The sequence below is a fragment of the Segeticoccus rhizosphaerae genome (assembly GCF_009192725.1).
Classification (GTDB): Bacteria; Actinomycetota; Actinomycetes; order Actinomycetales; family Dermatophilaceae; genus Segeticoccus; species Segeticoccus rhizosphaerae.
The window spans coordinates 1-16268 of record NZ_VOHR01000018.1 but is presented as its reverse complement, the minus strand read 5'-3'; the positions used below and the strand labels follow the sequence as shown (position 1 = coordinate 16268).

Annotated in this window: 15 protein-coding genes; 8 read left to right on the top strand and 7 right to left on the bottom strand. The window is 70.2% G+C overall.

The window, feature by feature from the left end; all coding sequences use genetic code 11:
- Window positions 1-22: 22 nt before the first annotated feature.
- On the top strand, window positions 23-2161 hold the full coding sequence (gene glgX, locus FRW57_RS03085) for a glycogen debranching protein GlgX (RefSeq protein ID WP_137121134.1): 2139 nt from the start codon (window positions 23-25) through the stop codon (window positions 2159-2161).
- Window positions 2162-2259: 98 nt separating this feature from the next.
- On the opposite strand, the gene FRW57_RS03080 is transcribed toward glgX, so the two are convergent.
- Window positions 2260-3147: a PPK2 family polyphosphate kinase gene (locus FRW57_RS03080; protein WP_152185264.1), complete on the bottom strand. Its 888-nt coding sequence runs from the start codon at window positions 3145-3147 to the stop codon at window positions 2260-2262.
- Window positions 3148-3161: 14 nt separating this feature from the next.
- Window positions 3162-4211, bottom strand: a complete 1050-nt coding sequence (gene zapE / locus FRW57_RS03075) for a cell division protein ZapE (RefSeq protein WP_152185263.1) — start codon at window positions 4209-4211, stop codon at window positions 3162-3164.
- 122 nt (window positions 4212-4333) lie between these two features.
- Here zapE and FRW57_RS03070 point away from each other — a divergent pair, with 122 nt between their 5' ends.
- Window positions 4334-5107, top strand: coding sequence for a pyrimidine reductase family protein (locus FRW57_RS03070; protein ID WP_137121107.1), 774 nt, complete (start codon window positions 4334-4336; stop codon window positions 5105-5107).
- Here the strand turns inward: FRW57_RS03070 and FRW57_RS03065 are convergent.
- Entirely contained in the window at window positions 5104-6312 is a 1209-nt protein-coding gene (locus FRW57_RS03065; RefSeq protein ID WP_238999266.1) for an alpha/beta hydrolase family protein, read from the bottom strand. The genes FRW57_RS03070 and FRW57_RS03065 overlap by 4 nt on opposite strands.
- A 22-nt stretch (window positions 6313-6334) precedes the next feature.
- On the opposite strand from FRW57_RS03065, the gene FRW57_RS03060 reads away from it, so the two are divergent.
- Both FRW57_RS03060 and FRW57_RS03055 read left to right on the top strand, forming a co-directional pair.
- Window positions 6335-7402 (top strand): ATP-dependent DNA ligase, encoded by a 1068-nt coding sequence (locus FRW57_RS03060; RefSeq protein WP_152185261.1) that lies wholly within the window; start codon window positions 6335-6337, stop codon window positions 7400-7402.
- 249 nt (window positions 7403-7651) lie between these two features.
- Window positions 7652-8554 carry a lysozyme gene (locus FRW57_RS03055; RefSeq protein ID WP_152185260.1) on the top strand — a complete coding sequence of 301 codons (903 nt, stop codon included), beginning with the start codon at window positions 7652-7654 and terminating at the stop codon, window positions 8552-8554.
- 20 nt (window positions 8555-8574) lie between these two features.
- Here the strand turns inward: FRW57_RS03055 and ligD are convergent, their stop codons facing one another.
- Window positions 8575-9597, bottom strand: coding sequence for a non-homologous end-joining DNA ligase (ligD, locus tag FRW57_RS03050; RefSeq protein WP_152185259.1), 1023 nt, complete (start codon window positions 9595-9597; stop codon window positions 8575-8577).
- 69 nt (window positions 9598-9666) lie between these two features.
- Here ligD and FRW57_RS03045 point away from each other — a divergent pair, with 69 nt between their 5' ends.
- From FRW57_RS03045 to msrB, 3 genes are all read left to right on the top strand, one after another.
- Window positions 9667-10716, top strand: coding sequence for a tellurite resistance/C4-dicarboxylate transporter family protein (locus FRW57_RS03045; RefSeq protein ID WP_238384608.1), 1050 nt, complete (start codon window positions 9667-9669; stop codon window positions 10714-10716).
- 139 nt (window positions 10717-10855) lie between these two features.
- Window positions 10856-13273 (top strand): lamin tail domain-containing protein, encoded by a 2418-nt coding sequence (locus FRW57_RS03040; protein WP_152185258.1) that lies wholly within the window; start codon window positions 10856-10858, stop codon window positions 13271-13273.
- A gap of 93 nt (window positions 13274-13366) precedes the next feature.
- Window positions 13367-13783, top strand: a complete 417-nt coding sequence (gene msrB, locus FRW57_RS03035; RefSeq protein ID WP_137121101.1) for a peptide-methionine (R)-S-oxide reductase MsrB — start codon at window positions 13367-13369, stop codon at window positions 13781-13783.
- Between the two features lie 72 nt (window positions 13784-13855).
- Here msrB and FRW57_RS03030 read toward each other — a convergent pair whose 3' ends face one another.
- Window positions 13856-14242 (bottom strand): VOC family protein, encoded by a 387-nt coding sequence (locus FRW57_RS03030; protein WP_152185257.1) that lies wholly within the window; start codon window positions 14240-14242, stop codon window positions 13856-13858.
- A gap of 84 nt (window positions 14243-14326) precedes the next feature.
- Between FRW57_RS03030 and FRW57_RS03025 the strand changes: the two genes are divergently transcribed.
- Window positions 14327-14842, top strand: coding sequence for a DinB family protein (locus FRW57_RS03025; RefSeq protein ID WP_137121099.1), 516 nt, complete (start codon window positions 14327-14329; stop codon window positions 14840-14842).
- Between the two features lie 88 nt (window positions 14843-14930).
- Here the strand turns inward: FRW57_RS03025 and hemQ are convergent, their stop codons facing one another.
- On the bottom strand, window positions 14931-15632 hold the full coding sequence (hemQ, locus tag FRW57_RS03020) for a hydrogen peroxide-dependent heme synthase (RefSeq protein WP_137121098.1): 702 nt from the start codon (window positions 15630-15632) through the stop codon (window positions 14931-14933).
- 4 nt (window positions 15633-15636) lie between these two features.
- Window positions 15637-16268 (bottom strand): protoporphyrinogen oxidase (gene hemG, locus FRW57_RS03015; protein WP_152185256.1); only part of this gene is annotated, 632 nt, incomplete at its 5' end.

The window sequence follows — 16268 nt, the reverse complement described above, 5'->3', positions numbered from 1 at the left end:
CTTCGATCCACTGAAGGACCACATGGACACCTGGCCCGGCCAGCCCTACCCCCTGGGCGCCACCTACGACGGCACGGGGGTCAACTTCGCGCTCTTCTCCGAGGTGGCCGAGCAGGTCGACCTCTGCCTCGTCGACGACGAGGGCGCCGAGACCCGCCTGCCACTCACCGAGGTCGACGGGCACGTGTGGCACGCCTACGTGCCCAACCTCCAGCCGGGGCAGTGCTACGGCTACCGCGTGCACGGCCCGTTCGACCCCGCCAACGGGCACCGCTGCAACCCGTCCAAGCTGCTGCTCGACCCCTACGCCAAGGCGATCGACGGACAGATCGACGGCGACGCCTCGCTCTACTCCTACGATCCCGGCGACCCCGAGCAGTTCAACGACGCCGACTCGCTCGGCCACACCATGCTCTCGGTCGTCATCAACCCGTTCTTCGACTGGGGCCACGACCGGCCGCCGCGGCGCGAATACCACGACAGCGTGATCTACGAGGCGCACGTCAAGGGTCTGACCATGACCCACCCCGACGTCCCCGAGGAGATCCGCGGCACCTATGCCGCGCTCGCCCACCCCGCGATCGTCGAGCACCTCACGAGCCTGGGTGTCACCGCGATCGAGCTGCTGCCCGTGCACCAGTTCGTCCAGGACACCTCCCTGGTCGACCAGGGGCGCCGCAACTACTGGGGCTACAACACGGTCGGCTTCCTCGCCCCGCACAACGGCTATGCCGGCACCGGCACCCGCGGGCAGCAGGTCGGCGAGTTCAAGGCCATGGTCAAGGCGCTCCACGCGGCCGACATCGAGGTCATTCTCGACGTCGTCTACAACCACACGGCCGAGGGCAACGAGATGGGTCCGACCCTCGCCTTCCGCGGCATCGACAACGCCTCCTACTACCGGCTCGTCGAGCAGGACAAGGCGCACTACTACGACACCACCGGCACCGGCAACAGCCTGCTGATGCGCAACCCGCACGTGCTGCAGCTGATCATGGACTCGTTGCGCTACTGGGTCACCGAGATGCACGTCGACGGCTTCCGCTTCGACCTCGCGGCGACCCTTGCCCGCCAGTTCCACGAGGTCGACAAGCTCTCGGCGTTCTTCGACATCATCCAGCAGGACCCGGTGGTCTCCCAGGTCAAGCTCATCGCCGAGCCCTGGGACCTCGGCGACGGCGGCTACCAGGTCGGCAACTTCCCGCCCCTGTGGACCGAGTGGAACGGCAAGTACCGCGACACCGTGCGCGACTACTGGCGGGGCGAGCCCGCCACCCTGGGTGAGTTTGCCTCGCGCCTCACCGGATCCAGCGACCTGTATGCCCACTCCGGCCGGCACCCCATCGCCTCCATCAACTTCGTGGTCGCCCACGACGGCTTCACCCTGCGCGACCTCGTGTCCTACAACGAGAAGCACAACGAGGCCAACGGCGAGGGCGGCAACGACGGGGAGAGCTTCAACCGGTCGTGGAACTGCGGGGTCGAAGGCCCCACCGACGATCCGGAGGTCAACGCCCTGCGGCTGCAGCAGCAGCGCAACTTCCTCACCACGTTGCTGCTCAGCCAGGGTGTGCCGATGGTGGCCCACGGCGACGAGCTCGGCCGCACCCAGGGCGGCAACAACAACGTCTACTCCCAGGACAACGAGATCTCGTGGATCGACTGGGACCTCGACGAGGACAATACGGCGCTGCTGCAGTTCACCCGGGATGTGATCGCGCTGCGCAAGGACCACCCGGTCTTCCGGCGCCGGCGCTTCTTCAAGGGCGACGCAGCCCACGGCGGCGAGAGCGACCTCGGCGACATCGTGTGGTTCGCGCCGCACGGCGAGGAGATGGACGAGCTCGACTGGCGCAACGGCTTCGCGCGCACCCTGATGGTCTTCCTCAACGGGCTGGCGATCCCCGAGCCGGACGTCCTCGGACAGCCGGTGAGCGACGACCACTTCCTGCTGATGTTCAACGCCCACAGCGAGCCGGTCGACTTCACCGTGCCGCCCGAGATCTACGGCGACAGCTGGGAGGTGGTGCTCGACACGACCAAGGAGGGCTTCGAGGGATCAGCCGGCAGCTGGGAACCCGGCAAGGTGCACCCCCTCCCCGGTCGCTCGGTCGTCGTCCTGCGAGCGACCCCCGACCAGGCCACCGACAGCGCCTCCTGACCGCGTCCCCTCCCTCCATCCCAGTTTGTTGCTGGGAGTGGGCGTCATCCGTGACGCCCACTCCCAGCAACAACGCGGGAGAGGTGCGGGGGCGCGAGTCAGGTGGCGGCGAGGCGCTTGCGCTCGGCCTTGACGTCGAAGTCTGCGGGCGGCCAGCGCAGGTCGAGGCCGCGCAGGTGCTCGAGCAGGATCTGCTGCACCGCGAGCCGGGCATACCACTTGCGGTCGGCCGGCACGGCATACCAGGGTGCCGCCTCGGTCGAGCACTGGTCGAACACGGCCTGGTAGGCCTCCATGTAGTCGCCCCAGTGCTCGCGCTCGTCGATGTCACCGGGGTTGTACTTGTAGTACTTGTCGGGGCGTTCGAGCCGCTCCCCCAGCCGCGCCTTCTGCTCGTCAGAGGAAATCACCAGGGCCACCTTGATGATCGTCATGTCCCTGTCGGCGACCTTCTCCTCGAAGGCGTTGATCTGGCCGTAGCGTCGCTTCCACTGGGCCGGGGGCACCAGGTCGTGCACCCGGACGACGAGGACGTCCTCGTAGTGCGAACGGTCGAACACGCCGATCCGCCCCGGGCGCGGCAACGCCTTGCGGATCCGCCACAGGAAAGGGTGCGACAGCTCCTCCTTGGTGGGCGCCTTGAACGCGGTCAGCTCCCCCCCCTGCGGGTCCACGGCACCCACGACGTGGCGCATGATGCCACCCTTGCCGGAGGTGTCCATGCCCTGGATCACCAGTAGCACCGAGCGCATGCCGCCCGCCGTCGCCTCGGCATACAGGCGCTCCTGCAGGTCGTCCAGCTCGTCGTCGGCCGCCAGCAGAGCCCGCTGACCGTCCTTCTTCTTGCCGTCGAACGCCGGCGTCGACCGGGGGTCGAGGTCGGCGAGGACGAAGCCCTCACGGACGCGCAGTGCCTCGCTGAACGGCGCCGCCGGCGCCGCGGACCTGGTGGACTTCTTCGTCTCGCGCTTCGACTTCTTGGCCATGCCGCATGGTGGCACTATCCCTGCCCGTGCGCGACCTCTCCTGCCGCCTCACGGGCCAGCGCGGTCAGCCGGGAGATGGCGCGGTAGTACTTCTTGCGGTAGCCGCCCGCCAGCAGGTCGGGGGTGAACAGCTGGTCCAACGGCGCCCCGGCCGCGAAGACCGGCACGTCGCGGTCGTAGAGGCGGTCGGCGAGCGAGACCAGACGCAGCGCGACGTTCTGGTCGTCGACCGCGGCCACCGCGTGCCACCCCACGGCCGGAACCCCGTCGAGCAGCGCGCCGTAGTGGCTCGGGTGGATCCGGGCCAGGTGGCGCAGCAGCGCCGGGAAGTCGTCGACCGCTCCCCCGAGGCTACGGACGCTGCGGTCGACCACGTCGTCGGCCGGTGGCGGCGGGCTCGGCGCCAGACCGCGGTGGCGGTAGTCCGGCCCGTCGATGGTGAGCACCTCGAATCGCGCTGCCAACCGCTGGATCTCGCGCAGGAAGTCCTCGGCCGCGAACCGTCCTTCCCCGAGCGCGTCGGGCAGTGTGTTGGAGGTCGCCGCGAGGGAGACACCGGCGTCCGACAGCCGGGTCAGCAGCGTGGACATCAGCACCGTGTCACCGGGGTCGTCGAGCTCGAACTCGTCGATGCAGACGAGCCGGTGGCCGCGCAGGGCCTCCACCGCCTGGCCGAAACCGAGGGCGCCGACGAGGTTGGTGAAGCCGACGAAGGTGCCGAACGCCTTCGGCGCCGGGGCCTCGTGCCAGAGCGCGGCCAGCAGGTGGGTCTTGCCCACGCCGAAACCGCCGTCGAGGTAGATGCCCCGAGCCGCCTGCGGCCGGCGTCGGAGCGACCACCGCGACCCGCGCGGCCGAGCCAGCGACTCGGCATACGCCTGCAGGCGTTCGACCGCCGCCGACTGGGTCGGCTGGTCCGGCGCCGGGCGGTAGGTGCTGAACCGCTCGCCCTCGAACCGCGGCGGCGGCACCAGGTCCGCGAGCAGCCGCTCCCGGTCGACCTCGGGCACACGGCCGGTAAGGGCCTGATGATCGGTCGGGGCCTCGGGCACGGGAGCCAGCATAGGGACTGAACGACGACGACCAGCGGCGAGAAGCTGACCGCGGGGACGACGGCCGTGACGATGGAGCGGAGCGATCCCGCCGCCGGAGGATCGCGACCACAAGAACTGGCAGGATGCGGGACATGCGCCTGCTGCTGCCCACCGATGTGCCCTTCGACACAGACCCGCTCGACGACGAGGGCCTCGCGCAGGTCTACCGCTATCCCGACGGCACCGGGACCGAACGCTCCTGGCTGCGCGCCAACTTCGTCAGCACGCTGGACGGAGCGGCCACCGGTCCCGATGGCCGTTCCGGCACCATCAACACGCACGCCGACCGGCAGGTCTTCGCCCTCCTGCGGGCCCTCTCGGACGTCATCGTGGTGGGGGCGGGCACGGCGCGAGTGGAGGGCTACCGGGCGCCGGTCACCTCGAGCCGGTGGCGCTGGGTCCGCGAACAGGCCGGCCAGACGGGACAACCGGCGATGCTCGTGGTCACCCGGTCGGGTGACGTCCCGCCCCTGCTGGCACAGGAGCGCGAGCAGGCCGGCGACGTGTTGCTGCTCACGAGCCGCTCCGCACCGTCCGAAGCGGTGGACCTCGCCCGCAGCAGCCTCGGCGAGGACCGGGTGCTGCTGTGCGGCGACGACAGCGTCGACTTCCACGTCGCCCGGCAGGAGCTGGCCGACCGCGGCCTGCGCCGACTGCTGTGTGAGGGCGGCCCCCGCCTGATGCACGACCTGACCGCCCAGGACGCGGTCGACGAGCTCTGCCTCACGATCACGCCGAGCCTGGTCGCGGGCGAGCATCCGCGGATCCTGGCCGGACCCGAGCTGTGGGCCGACCTGGTGCCGCACACCCTGATCGAGGCGGACGGCAGCCTCATCGGCCGCTGGGTCAGGCCGGATGCGCTCTAGCGCGTGAGGAACTCACGCACGAGGCGGTCCCAGCGCCCCGGGTCGACGTTCCACTCCTTGGTATGCCGTGCCACCTGCCAGGGCTCGTAACGCACCAGGTCGGGCCGGCGGGCCGCCAAGGCGGCGGACGGCCCGACCGGCACGAACTCGTCGTCCTCGCTGTGGATCAGCAGCATCGGGTGGGACAGCTCATCGGCCCGTGACACCCAGTCGGTGCGGGCCACGTCGATGGGGTCGTGGACACCGACCAGCCGACGCGCGGCGCGCCGGCCGATCAGCCTGCGGGAGAGCAGCTCGACCGGTCCGGGCACCTGGTGGGCCGCCGCCTGGTGACGCAGCACGTCGGCCCAGTCGATGACCGGAGCGTCGAGCACCACGCCGGTGACCCGGTCGGACAGCCACGACAGGTCCAGGGCCTGCAGCACGATGGCGCCACCCATCGACCAGCCGAAGAGCACGATCTCCTGCGCCCCGGACTCGACCGCGTGCAGCATCGCCGCCTCGAGGTCCTTCCACTCCGACAGGCCGAGGTTGTAGCGCCCGTCCGGACTGGGCGGGGCCCCGACGTCGTTGCGGTAGAGCGGGATCAGGCTGGTGTAGCCGAGCTCGTGCAGCGCCGGCAGGGCACGCAGGCACTCCTCGCGGCGTGCGCCGCGCCCGTGCACGAGCACCGCCCAGCGATCAGTGTCGGCGGGCAGTGTCGGGTCGGCCGCCGGAGGCACCAGCCACCCCTCGAGGTCGCCGACGTCCGAGGCGAACTGCACGGTCTTGGTCGGCAGCTGCAGCGCCTCCTGGGGGGTGCCGGCGTAGAAGTACTGGTTCCACCGCGCCGGACCGGGCTCCAGCCGGCCGGAGTCGACACCGAGCAGCTTTCGGGTCACCGTGCCGCCGTGGTCGATTCCTCCCTCACGCTCCAGCACGTCGCCCAGCCGCGCGTGGCCGGCTCCCCCGTCCAGCCACAGTCCGTAACATCCGGGGGCGACCGTGTCCACCGTCGCCGCGAGCGTCACCGCCCCGTCGGCGACCGCCACGACGACCACGTCGTCGGGCCGCTCGGGGTCCGGCGTGAGCACGCGCCGTGCGAAGTAGCTTGCCGCCGCGAGCGAACCGGTCCAGGACAGCAGGGTGCTCGCCGCCACCGCCCCGGTCGCGGCGAGGGCGGTGCGGCGTGCGGTCCTGCGGGCGGTCTGGCGGCTGCGATGCACACGCGCATCGTCGCAGGTCACAATGTCCCTCGTGGACCTGCCTATCGAACTTCCCGTCAGCCCCATGCTCGCGAAGGCCGTGAAGTCGGTGCCCGCGCCCGACTCGGTCGAGGGCGGGCTCTCCTACGAGCCGAAGTGGGACGGTTTCCGCTGCATCGTGCTGCGCGACGGCGACGACATCGAGCTCGCCAGCCGCGGTCAGAAGCCGCTCACCCGATACTTTCCCGAGGTCGTCGAGGCCGTGCGTGAGCACCTGCCCCGCCGGTGCGCCGTCGACACCGAGGTCGTGGTGCGCGCGGGTTCCCCGGGCGCCCAACGGCTCGATTGGGAGAGCCTGTCTCAGCGGATCCACCCGGCGGCCTCGCGGATCGCCAAGCTCTCCCGCGAGACCCCGGCCGAGCTGGTCTGCTTCGACGTGCTGGCCCTCGACGACGAGAGCCTGCTGTCCGAGCCGTTCGAGGTGCGCAGGGCGCGGCTCGAGGAGGACCTCGCCGAGCTCAGCGGCACCCCGATCCACCTCACCCGGGTGACGCGCGACGCCGCGCTCGCGCAGGAGTGGTTCGAGGTCTTCGAGGGAGCCGGCCTCGACGGCGTGGTGGCCAAGCCGCTGCGCCTCCCCTACCAGCCCGGCAAGCGCACCATGCTCAAGGTCAAGCACAAGCGCACCGCCGAGGCCGTCGTCGTGGGCTACCGGGTGCACAAGTCGGGCCGGGGCGTCGGCTCGCTCCTGCTCGGCATGTATGACGGCCAGGGGCGCCTGTTCAATGTCGGCGGCGTCTCGGCGTTCACGAACGCGCGGCGTCTCGAGCTGGTCGACGAGCTGGCACCGCTCACCGAGACCGACGAGGCGGGCGACCTGGTGCGCGGCGAGACCGACCGCTCGCGGTTCAGCGGCAACAAGGACGTGAGCTTCGTGCGTCTGCGGCCCGAGCGCGTGGTCGAGGTCGCGTTCGACCAGCTCGAGGGGCTCCGGTTCCGGCACGCGGTGACCTTCCTGCGGTGGCGGCCCGACCGCGACCCCCTGTCGTGCACGCTGGACCAGGTAGACCGCGCTCTCGCCTACGACCTGGGCGGGGTGCTGCAGGGCTGATCGCCGCCCGGTGTCGTGCCGGTCCCCGGGACCTCGGCGATGGGGCTCCTGTGCCCTCTCGGGACGGGTGGGCCGGAGGAGGCGTTGTGACGCCCCAAGCCAGTAAAGAGTTGGGCTGACAACGGTCACGATTCGGTCAATTCCGAGCGTGGGTCAGCATCGGAGCCCTCTGACGGCCTTGACGGCGCCCGGTCCGTGCCACCACCTTGGCAGGAGTCCATCCCTGCCCTCGGGCGTCGAAGGAGACTCATGCACAAGCGTTTTCGTGCCACGGGCACGGTCCTGGCCATTGCCCTGACGGGGTCGCTGGTCACGGCGACCAGCGCCACCGCCTCACCAGCGTCGTCGGACGGTTCGCCCTCCACGACGAGGAGCGCGCGCGCCGCGGGCATCGACCGGGTGGGCGGCGCCTACATGGGCTGGTCTGCTGGCGGAGACGGCGGACCGCAGTCGCAGACCCCTGCACGGCTGCTCGACCAGAGCTCGCTCACCTCTCGCTACTCGACCACCGCTTCGGCCTCGGGCGCGACCTCCGGGGTGCAGGGGGTCGACGTGTCCAGCTGGCAGAAGAACGTCGACTGGCGGTCCCTGTGGAACGACGGATTCCGTTTCGCCTACGTCAAGGCCACCGAGGGCAACTACTACACCAACGAGTACTTCGGCCAGCAGTACAACGGCTCGGCCAACGCGGGCATGATCCGCGGCGCCTACCACTTCGCCAACCCCAGTGTCTCGTCCGGCTGGCGGCAGGCGCGGTACTTCTTCCGGCACGGGGGCAGCTGGTCCGGCGACGGCAGCACTCTGCCCGGCGTGCTCGACATCGAGTACAACCCGTACGGCGCGACCTGCTACGGCAAGACCAAGAAGCAGATGCGCAGTTGGATCTCGTCCTTCGTCCGCCAGTACAAGCAGTACACCGGGCGCGATGCGGTCATCTACACCAACTACGACTGGTGGAGCCGCTGCACCGGCAACACCAGCATGTTCAACGACACCAACCCGCTCTGGGTCGCGCGCTACGCCAGCACTCCTGGCACGCTTCCCGGTGGTTGGCCCTACTACACCTTCTGGCAGCACACGGCCACGCCGTTCGACCAGAACAAGTTCAACGGCAGCTACACCCGGCTGAAGGTGCTGGCCCGCGGCCGCTGACGCCCGCTCGTGCCGCCGGACTACTTCCGGGCGCGGCTGGGCTGCACCCGTGGCGGCTCGCCCGGCATCTTGGGGTAGTCCGGCGGGAACGCCATCTCGCCCAGCCCGCGCTCGTGGATGTCCTTGTCCCACAGGCCGATCGCCGGCTTGATGTCGCCGACGGCGTCGTCGATGCCAGCCCACGCGTCGCCGTCTGCGGCCACGATGTCCGGGACCGTCCGGATCGTGAAGTCCGAGGCCGCCACGTCCCGGAGCGACTCCCACCGGACCGGCATGGACACCGGTGCGCCGGGAAGCGGCCGGGGGCTGTAGGCCGACGCGATGGTGCGGTCGCGGTTGGCCTGGTTGAAGTCGACGAAGATCTTCTCGCCGCGCTCCTCCTTCCACCAGGCCGAGGTGACCAGATCCGGCATCCGGCGCTCCAGCTCGCGAGCGATGCCGATGACCCCGTGCCGGACGTCGAGGAACTCGTGCGTCGGCCGGATCCGGCAGTAGACGTGCAGGCCACGGTTGCCCGAGGTCTTGACCCAGGGAGTCAACGCCAGCTCCTCGAGCAGAGCCTTCAGCCCTTGCGCCGCCTCGACGGCGTCGGCGAGCCCGCGACCGGGCTGCGGGTCGAGGTCGATCCGCAGTTCGTCCGGATTGTCGTTGTCGGCGGTGCGGACCGGCCAGGGATGGAACGTCACGGTGTTCATCTGCACGGCCCACACCGCCGTCGCGACCTCGTCGATGACCAGCTGCGGGTGGGACCGTCCGGACGGATAGGTGCAGGTGGTGGTCCGGGCCCAGTCCGGCACGCCGCGGGGTGGGTTCTTGGAGAAGAACTCCTCCCCCTCGATGCCCGCCGGGAACCGCTGCAACGTCACCGGCCGGTCGCCCACGGCGCGCAGGAAACCCTCGTGCACCGACACGACATACTGCGCCAGGTCCCACTTGGTGAGACCCGTCTCCGGCCACATCACCCGGTCGGGGCTGGAGACGCGCACGTCCCTGACCACGCCGCCCGGTCCGGGCACCTGAAGCACCTGCGCCTTGCTCGCCATGACGGGGAGCCTAGCCCGGCCGCGCGCGTCAGAGGGGTGTCCTTTTCGCCGGCCCGGTAGCCTCGGGCCGTGGTCGACACGGTGTCCGGGCGCGCCCAGGAAGCGGTGCGCACCCTCAACCCGGGATACTTTGCGCTCGTCATGGCCAGCGGCATCATCTCGATCGGGATGAGGCTCAACGGCTTCCACGTCTTCTCGGTGGTGCTGTTGACCGTCTGTGCGATGGCATTCGTGGTGCTCATCGTGCTGACCGTCTGGCGGATCGTCGTCTACCGCAACGACTTCACCAACGACTTCACCGACCCTGCGAGAGGGTTCGGCTTCTTCACCTTCGTCGCCGGCACCAACGTGCTCGCCACGCGACTGTCCGTCGACGACTTCCACCTCGCCGCCGCGGTGCTGCTCGTCATCTCGTTCGTCGCCTGGCTGTTCCTCGGGTATGTCGTGCCGTGGACCTCCGCGCTCGGGCGCGCCGAGCGCCCGGTCACCCGTTACGCCAACGGCACCTGGTTCATCTGGGTGGTGGCCAGTCAGTCCGTGGCGACCGTGGCCGCGACCATCGAGCCCGAGTTCGACTCCGCGCGGCGCGAGCTGGCCCTGCTCGCCGTCATCTCCTGGTCGGTCGGGATCATCCTCTACGTCGCCGTCGGCGTGCTCGTGTCGATCCGGATGCTGACCTTCGCGCTGGCGCCGGAAGACCTCACCCCGCCCTACTGGGTCTCGATGGGTGCCCTGGCCATCACGGTCCTCGCGGGCGCGCGCATCGTCGAGATGGCCGACGCCCCGATGGTGGCCGCGACCCGCGGGTTGATCGCCGGGCTCGCGGTCGTCTTCTGGGCCTTCGCGACCTGGCTGATCCCGGTGCTGGTTGCGGCCGGCTGGTGGCGGCACGTCATACATCGCGTGCCGTTGCCCTGGGACGCCACCATCTGGAGCGTCATCTTCCCCCTGGGCATGTATGCCGTCGCCGGCATCTACCTGGGACAGGCCGACTCCCTGCCCGTGGTCGGCCACATCGGCAGCGCCGAGCTGTGGGTGGCGTTCGTGGCCTGGGTGGTCGCGGCGGTATCGATGCTGGTCCACCTGTGGCGCAGCATCGTGCGGCCGGCCACTGGCTGACCGGGTGCACCGCGTGCTCGCGGCAACCGGTTCGACCGGGCCCCAGAGTTTACCGAGCCTTGACCTTCGATCCCGTCGCGGTGATCACCCCCGGCCGTACAGTCGCAAGGTTGCGTCCCCCTGGCGAAAGGCTCCATCCATGTCGACGACTCCCCTGCTGCGCCGCCTGGCGTTCGCAGCCACCCCCCTGCTGGCCGTGACCGGCCTGGCGATCAGCGCGGCCCCCGCGCAGGCCGCCTCCACCTCGATGGTGATCTCCGAGGCGTTTGGCGGCGGCGGCAACTCCGGCGCGAAGTGGCTCAACGACTACGTCGAGCTGTTCAACGCCTCGCAGCAGCCCGTCGACCTCTCCGGCTGGAAGGTCGCCTACTGGTCGAAGGGCCAGGAGAAGGGCACGGCGCCCTCCAGCACCACTGCGCTCAGCGGCACGGTCCAGCCGGGCACGCACTACCTGGTCCAGGAGGACGCGGGCGCCAACAACGCCGGCACGGCCGTGACGCTGCCAACACCCGACGCGACCGGCACCATCGCGATGTCCAGCTCGGGCGCGCGGGTCGCCGTCCTCGACGACGCGGGCAACACCGTGGACCTGCTCGGCTGGGGTGGTGCTGCGTACTCCGAGAGCGCACCAGCCCCGGGGACCGACAACACCACGTCCTCCACCCGGACCGCGGTCTGCTTCGACAGCGACAACAACGCCGCCGACTTCGCGAGCGTCGATCCCACACCGCGGAACTCGTCGGCGGCGGCGATCGACTGCACGACCCAGACGCCGCCCACCCTGACCACGGCCACCATCGCCGAGATCCAGGGCACCAGCCACCTCTCGACGCTCACGGGCAAGGCCGTCGAGGGCGTCAACGGTGTGGTGACCGCAGTCGGCCCCGACGGCTTCTGGATGCAGTCCACCACGCCCGATGACGACCCGGCGACGAGCGAGGGCATCTACGTCTTCACCCACGGCGACATCGACGTGGCCACGGGTGACGCGCTGACCGTCAAGGCCACCGTGCAGGAGTACCGCCCCGGCGGCAGCCGCACGGACAACCTCACCACCACCGAGCTGGTCGACCCGGACGTCACGGTCGACTCCACCCGCAACCCGTTGCCCGCACCGGTCCGGCTCGGCATCGACCGCGTCGCGCCGCAGCAGACCATCGAGCAGGGCGACCCCAGCAACGTCGAATACGACAGCGCAACGTTCGATCCCAGCAGCAGCGCGATCGACTTCTACGAGTCGATGGAGGGTATGCGTGTCGCCGTCGAGGACGCGGAGGCGGTCGGACCGACCAACTCCTACGGCGAGCTCCCGGTCGTGCCGGGGCAGAACGTCGACGCGGTCCGCAGCATCCACGGCGGGGTCGTCTACAGCGGCTACGACCACCCCAACGCGATGCGGGTCATCGTCACGACCCTCGACTCCGACGTCCGGATGCCGCGCGCCGACGTGGGCGATGTGCTCGGCGGCAGCACCGTGGGCGTGCTCGACTACAACTTCAGCAACTTCATGCTGGAGGCGACCTCGTTGGGCACCCTCGAGCCCGCCGGGTTGCAGCGTGAGGTGACGACGGCGCAGACCAACAACCAGCTCGCGGTCGCGACCTTCAACGTCGAAAACCTCGCACCGAGCAACCCGCAGTCCAAGTTCGTCCGGCTCGCGGCCCAGGTGGTGCACAACCTGAAGAGCCCGGACATCCTGGCGCTGGAGGAGATCCAGGACAACAACGGTGCGCAGGACGACGGAGTGGTCGACTCCACCACGACGGTCGACAAGCTGGTGGCGGCCATCAAGGCGGCCGGCGGCCCGGCATACGAGGCACGCTGGGTCAACCCCGAGAACGACCAGGACGGCGGCCAGCCGGGCGGCAACATCCGCTCGGTCTTCCTGTTCAACCCGGCGCGGGACGTCGCCTTCGTCGACCGCGCTCCGGGCGACGCCACCACCTCGACCGGGGTGGAGGGCAGCGGCGACGAGACCCACCTGACCCACTCCCCCGGCCGCATCGACCCGACCAGCAGCGTCTGGGAGGACTCGCGCAAACCGCTGGTGGGTGAGTTCACCTTCCGCGGCCGCACCGTCTTCGCCATCGCCAACCACTTCAACTCCAAGGGCGGCGACGACCCGCTCTTCGGCCGGTGGCAGCAGCCGGAGCGGTTCAGCGAGACGCAGCGCAACGGCCAGGCGCACGAGGTGCGGGCCTTCCTCGACCAGCTGATGACGCACGACCCGAACGCCCGGGTCGTCGTGCTCGGTGACCTCAACGACTTCGAGTTCAGCGACACGGCCGACATCCTGGTCGGCACCGACCCGGCGACGGAGCTGCTGGACCTGCCGCGAACCCTCCCGGCCGCGGAGCGCTACACCTACGTCTACGAGGGCAACAGCCAGGTGCTCGACCACATCATGATCAGCCCCGCGCTGACCGTGGCCCCTCCCGGCGCACTGCACCCGGCCTACGACTATGACGTGGTGCACACCAACGCCGAGTTCCACGACCAGGACTCCGACCACGACCCGCAGATCGTGCGACTGGCGATCCGGGGCGGCCTCGGCTGAGCCCGCGACTGACCTTCGACGACACCGGCCGGGAACGCATCGCCCCCGGCCGGTGTTGTGCAAGGTGAACCCGATGACCCGAGGAGGTCCGCGTTGACGACCGACCGCGCATATCCCATCACCAAGACCGACGAGCAGTGGCGCGAGGAGCTGACCCCGCAGGAGTATGCCGTGCTGCGCCGGGCCGCCACCGAGCGCCCGGGCGTCGGAGAATACGTCGACACCGAGACCGAGGGTGTCTACTCCTGCCGGGCCTGCGGCACCGAGCTGTTCCGCAGCGACACCAAGTTCCACAGCCACTGTGGCTGGCCCTCGTTCTACGCCCCACTGGCCGAGGACCGCGTCGACTACATCGAGGACAGCACCCTCGGCATGAAGCGCGTCGAGGTCCGCTGCGCATCCTGCGGTTCGCACCTCGGGCACGTCTTCGAGGGTGAGGGCTACGACACCCCGACCGACCAGCGCTACTGCATGAACAGCATCAGCCTTCGGCTCGAGTCGAAGGCCTGACCCGAGGCCACGAACCGGCCCCCGGAAGGCGTTCTATCCGACGCCTTCCGGGGGCCGCTCGCGTTCTCCCCGTCAGAGGTCGTACGCCGTCTTGTGCTTCGGCTGGTAGAGCAGGAGGTCGTCGGCGCCCGGCAGCTTCATCATGATCGTGAGCCCGAAACCGCTGTCAGACACCTCACCGGTGAACTCCGCCCCTCGCTCGGTCAGCTCGGCCACGGTCGCCTCGACGTCGTCGCACATCAGGCTGATCTGGTGGGCTCGGGGCGCCGAGTAGCTGCCCTGCCCCTCTTCGCCCGAGGTGGGATGGACCCCCAGCTCGCCGGGTCCGGTGTTGAAGATCAGCCAGCCCGGCTCGGAGCCGACGTCCTCCACGTGCGGCCACTGCAGCACGTCGCGCAGGAAGGCCCGCGTGGCCAGGGCGTCGTCGGAGTAGATGAGCGTGTGCACCGCACTGATCATGACGACACCGTATGCCGCCGCCGCCGGTCACGGGCTGGCGCGGGAATGGACCCGACGTCAGCCCCACCCCGCTACGGTCGGCGGATGAGCGAATCGACGGACACCCGGAAGGCCCTGGTCCCCACCACCGGCGCCGAGCAGCCGATGCTGCGGGGCTGGCTGGACTTCCACCGGCAGACCCTGCTGATGAAGTGCGCGGGCCTCAGCGACGAGCAGCTGAAGACCGCGTCGGCGCCACCATCCAATCTCACCCTGCTCGGGCTGGTGCGGCACATGGCCGAGGTGGAGCGCGGCTGGTTCCGCAACGGCCTGGCTGGGGCGGACCTCGGAGAGATCTACTGCACACCCGACGACGAGGAGAAGGACTTCGAGGACCTCGCAAACGCCTCCGTGGCGGACGATCTGAGGACCTTCGACGCGGAGTGCCGGGCCGCGGACGAGGCGGTGGCGGGGATGGACCTCGACCACGCTTTCACCGACGACGGGCACGGACCCTTCTCACTGCGGTGGGTCTACCTGCACATGATCGAGGAGTACGCCCGGCACAACGGGCACGCTGACCTGATCCGCGAGCGGATCGACGGCGCCACCGGCCACTGACCGCGGCCCCACGCTGGCTTGTTGCTGGGAGGAGGCGTCACATCTGACGCCTCCTCCCAGCAACAAGTGGGGTGGGTGGGGCCGGCGGTCAGGGGAGGGCGTCGACCAGGGCCGCGACCTCGACCCGGTGACCGCTGTAGAACGGCACCTCGAGCCGGACGTGTCGCCTCGTCTCCGAGGCGCGTAGGTGCCGCATCAGGTCGACGATCCGGGACATGTCGTCGGCCTCGAACGCGAGCACCCACTCGTAGTCGCCGAGCGCGAACGCGGCGATGGTGTTGGCCCGCACGTCGGGGTAGGCCCGCGCCAGCTGACCGTGCTCGGCCAGCAGCGCCCGCCGCTCCTTGTCATCGAGCAGGTACCAGTCGTAGGAGCGCACGAACGGGTAGACCGCGATGAAGTCCTTCGGGTGCTCGTCGGTGAGGAACGCCGGGATGTGCGACTTGTTGAACTCGGCCGGACGGTGCAGCGCGGCGTTGGACCACACCGGCCGCAGCTGCGCCCCCAGCGTGGTGCGGCGCAGCCGCTGGAACGCGCCCTGCAGCTGCTCGATGCGCTCGGCGTGCCACCAGACCATGAAGTCGGCGTCGGCGCGCAGTCCCGCGACGTCGTAGACCCCGCGCACCACGACGTCCTCTGCGGCGAGGTCGGCGAAGAGCGTCTCGACCTCGCCGGCCAGCTTCGCCCGGTCCTCGGGCAGCGGCCCGTCCACCTTGAAGACGGACCACATGGTGTAGCGGAGGGTGTCGTTGATCTCGCGGATCTGGGAGGCGGAGGGCTTCGGGCTCATGAGGTCATTGTCCCTCGGTCGCGGGCACGGAGCGCAGGTGGGTGAGCAACGTCTCTGCGGCACTGCGACCGGAGCCGATGCACGCCGGTATGCCGACCCCGTCGTAGGCGGCTCCGCAGACCTCCAGACCGGGCAGGTCCGCGACGCCCTCGCGGATCGTGGCCACGCGCTCCACGTGCCCGACGGCGTACTGCGGCAGGGCGCCTCCCCAGCGCTGGACCCGGCTGTCGACCGGCGCGGGCAGCACCGCGCCGAGCGCTTCGGAGAGGTCCCGGCGGGCGCGGGCGACCAGCTCCTCGTCCGGGCGCTGCAGGTCGGCCACCTCACCGTGCCGGCCGATCGAGGCTCGCAACAGCACCACCCCCTGCTCGGCGCCGGCGTCCGCGACCCAGCGCCACTTGGCGGCGCTGAACGTGGCCGCCTTGATCGTGTGGCCCTCGACCGGCGGCACGAGGAACCCTGACCCGGGCAGGTCCGGGACCGTCGCCGCGGGCAACGCGAGGGTGACGATCGCCATCGAGGCGTAGTCGACCTGAGCCAGCGCATCCGCCGCCAGCGGCGCGTGGTCGCGCAGCAGCCTGGCCGCGGGTGCCGCGGGGGTGGCGAGCACGACTCCGTCGACGTCCCACGCGACCG

Coding starts and splice junctions, on each gene's coding strand:
- FRW57_RS03030 (WP_152185257.1), bottom strand. CDS start 14,242: ATGATCAGTGCGGTGCACACGCTCATCTACTCCGACGACGCCCTGGCC.
- hemQ (WP_137121098.1), bottom strand. CDS start 15,632: ATGAGCCCGAAGCCCTCCGCCTCCCAGATCCGCGAGATCAACGACACC.
- FRW57_RS03040 (WP_152185258.1), top strand. CDS start 10,856: ATGTCGACGACTCCCCTGCTGCGCCGCCTGGCGTTCGCAGCCACCCCC.
- ligD (WP_152185259.1), bottom strand. CDS start 9,597: ATGGCGAGCAAGGCGCAGGTGCTTCAGGTGCCCGGACCGGGCGGCGTG.
- FRW57_RS03025 (WP_137121099.1), top strand. CDS start 14,327: ATGAGCGAATCGACGGACACCCGGAAGGCCCTGGTCCCCACCACCGGC.
- FRW57_RS03070 (WP_137121107.1), top strand. CDS start 4,334: ATGCGCCTGCTGCTGCCCACCGATGTGCCCTTCGACACAGACCCGCTC.
- FRW57_RS03055 (WP_152185260.1), top strand. CDS start 7,652: ATGCACAAGCGTTTTCGTGCCACGGGCACGGTCCTGGCCATTGCCCTG.
- zapE (WP_152185263.1), bottom strand. CDS start 4,211: ATGCTGGCTCCCGTGCCCGAGGCCCCGACCGATCATCAGGCCCTTACC.
- FRW57_RS03080 (WP_152185264.1), bottom strand. CDS start 3,147: ATGGCCAAGAAGTCGAAGCGCGAGACGAAGAAGTCCACCAGGTCCGCG.
- FRW57_RS03060 (WP_152185261.1), top strand. CDS start 6,335: ATGTCCCTCGTGGACCTGCCTATCGAACTTCCCGTCAGCCCCATGCTC.
- glgX (WP_137121134.1), top strand. CDS start 23: ATGGACACCTGGCCCGGCCAGCCCTACCCCCTGGGCGCCACCTACGAC.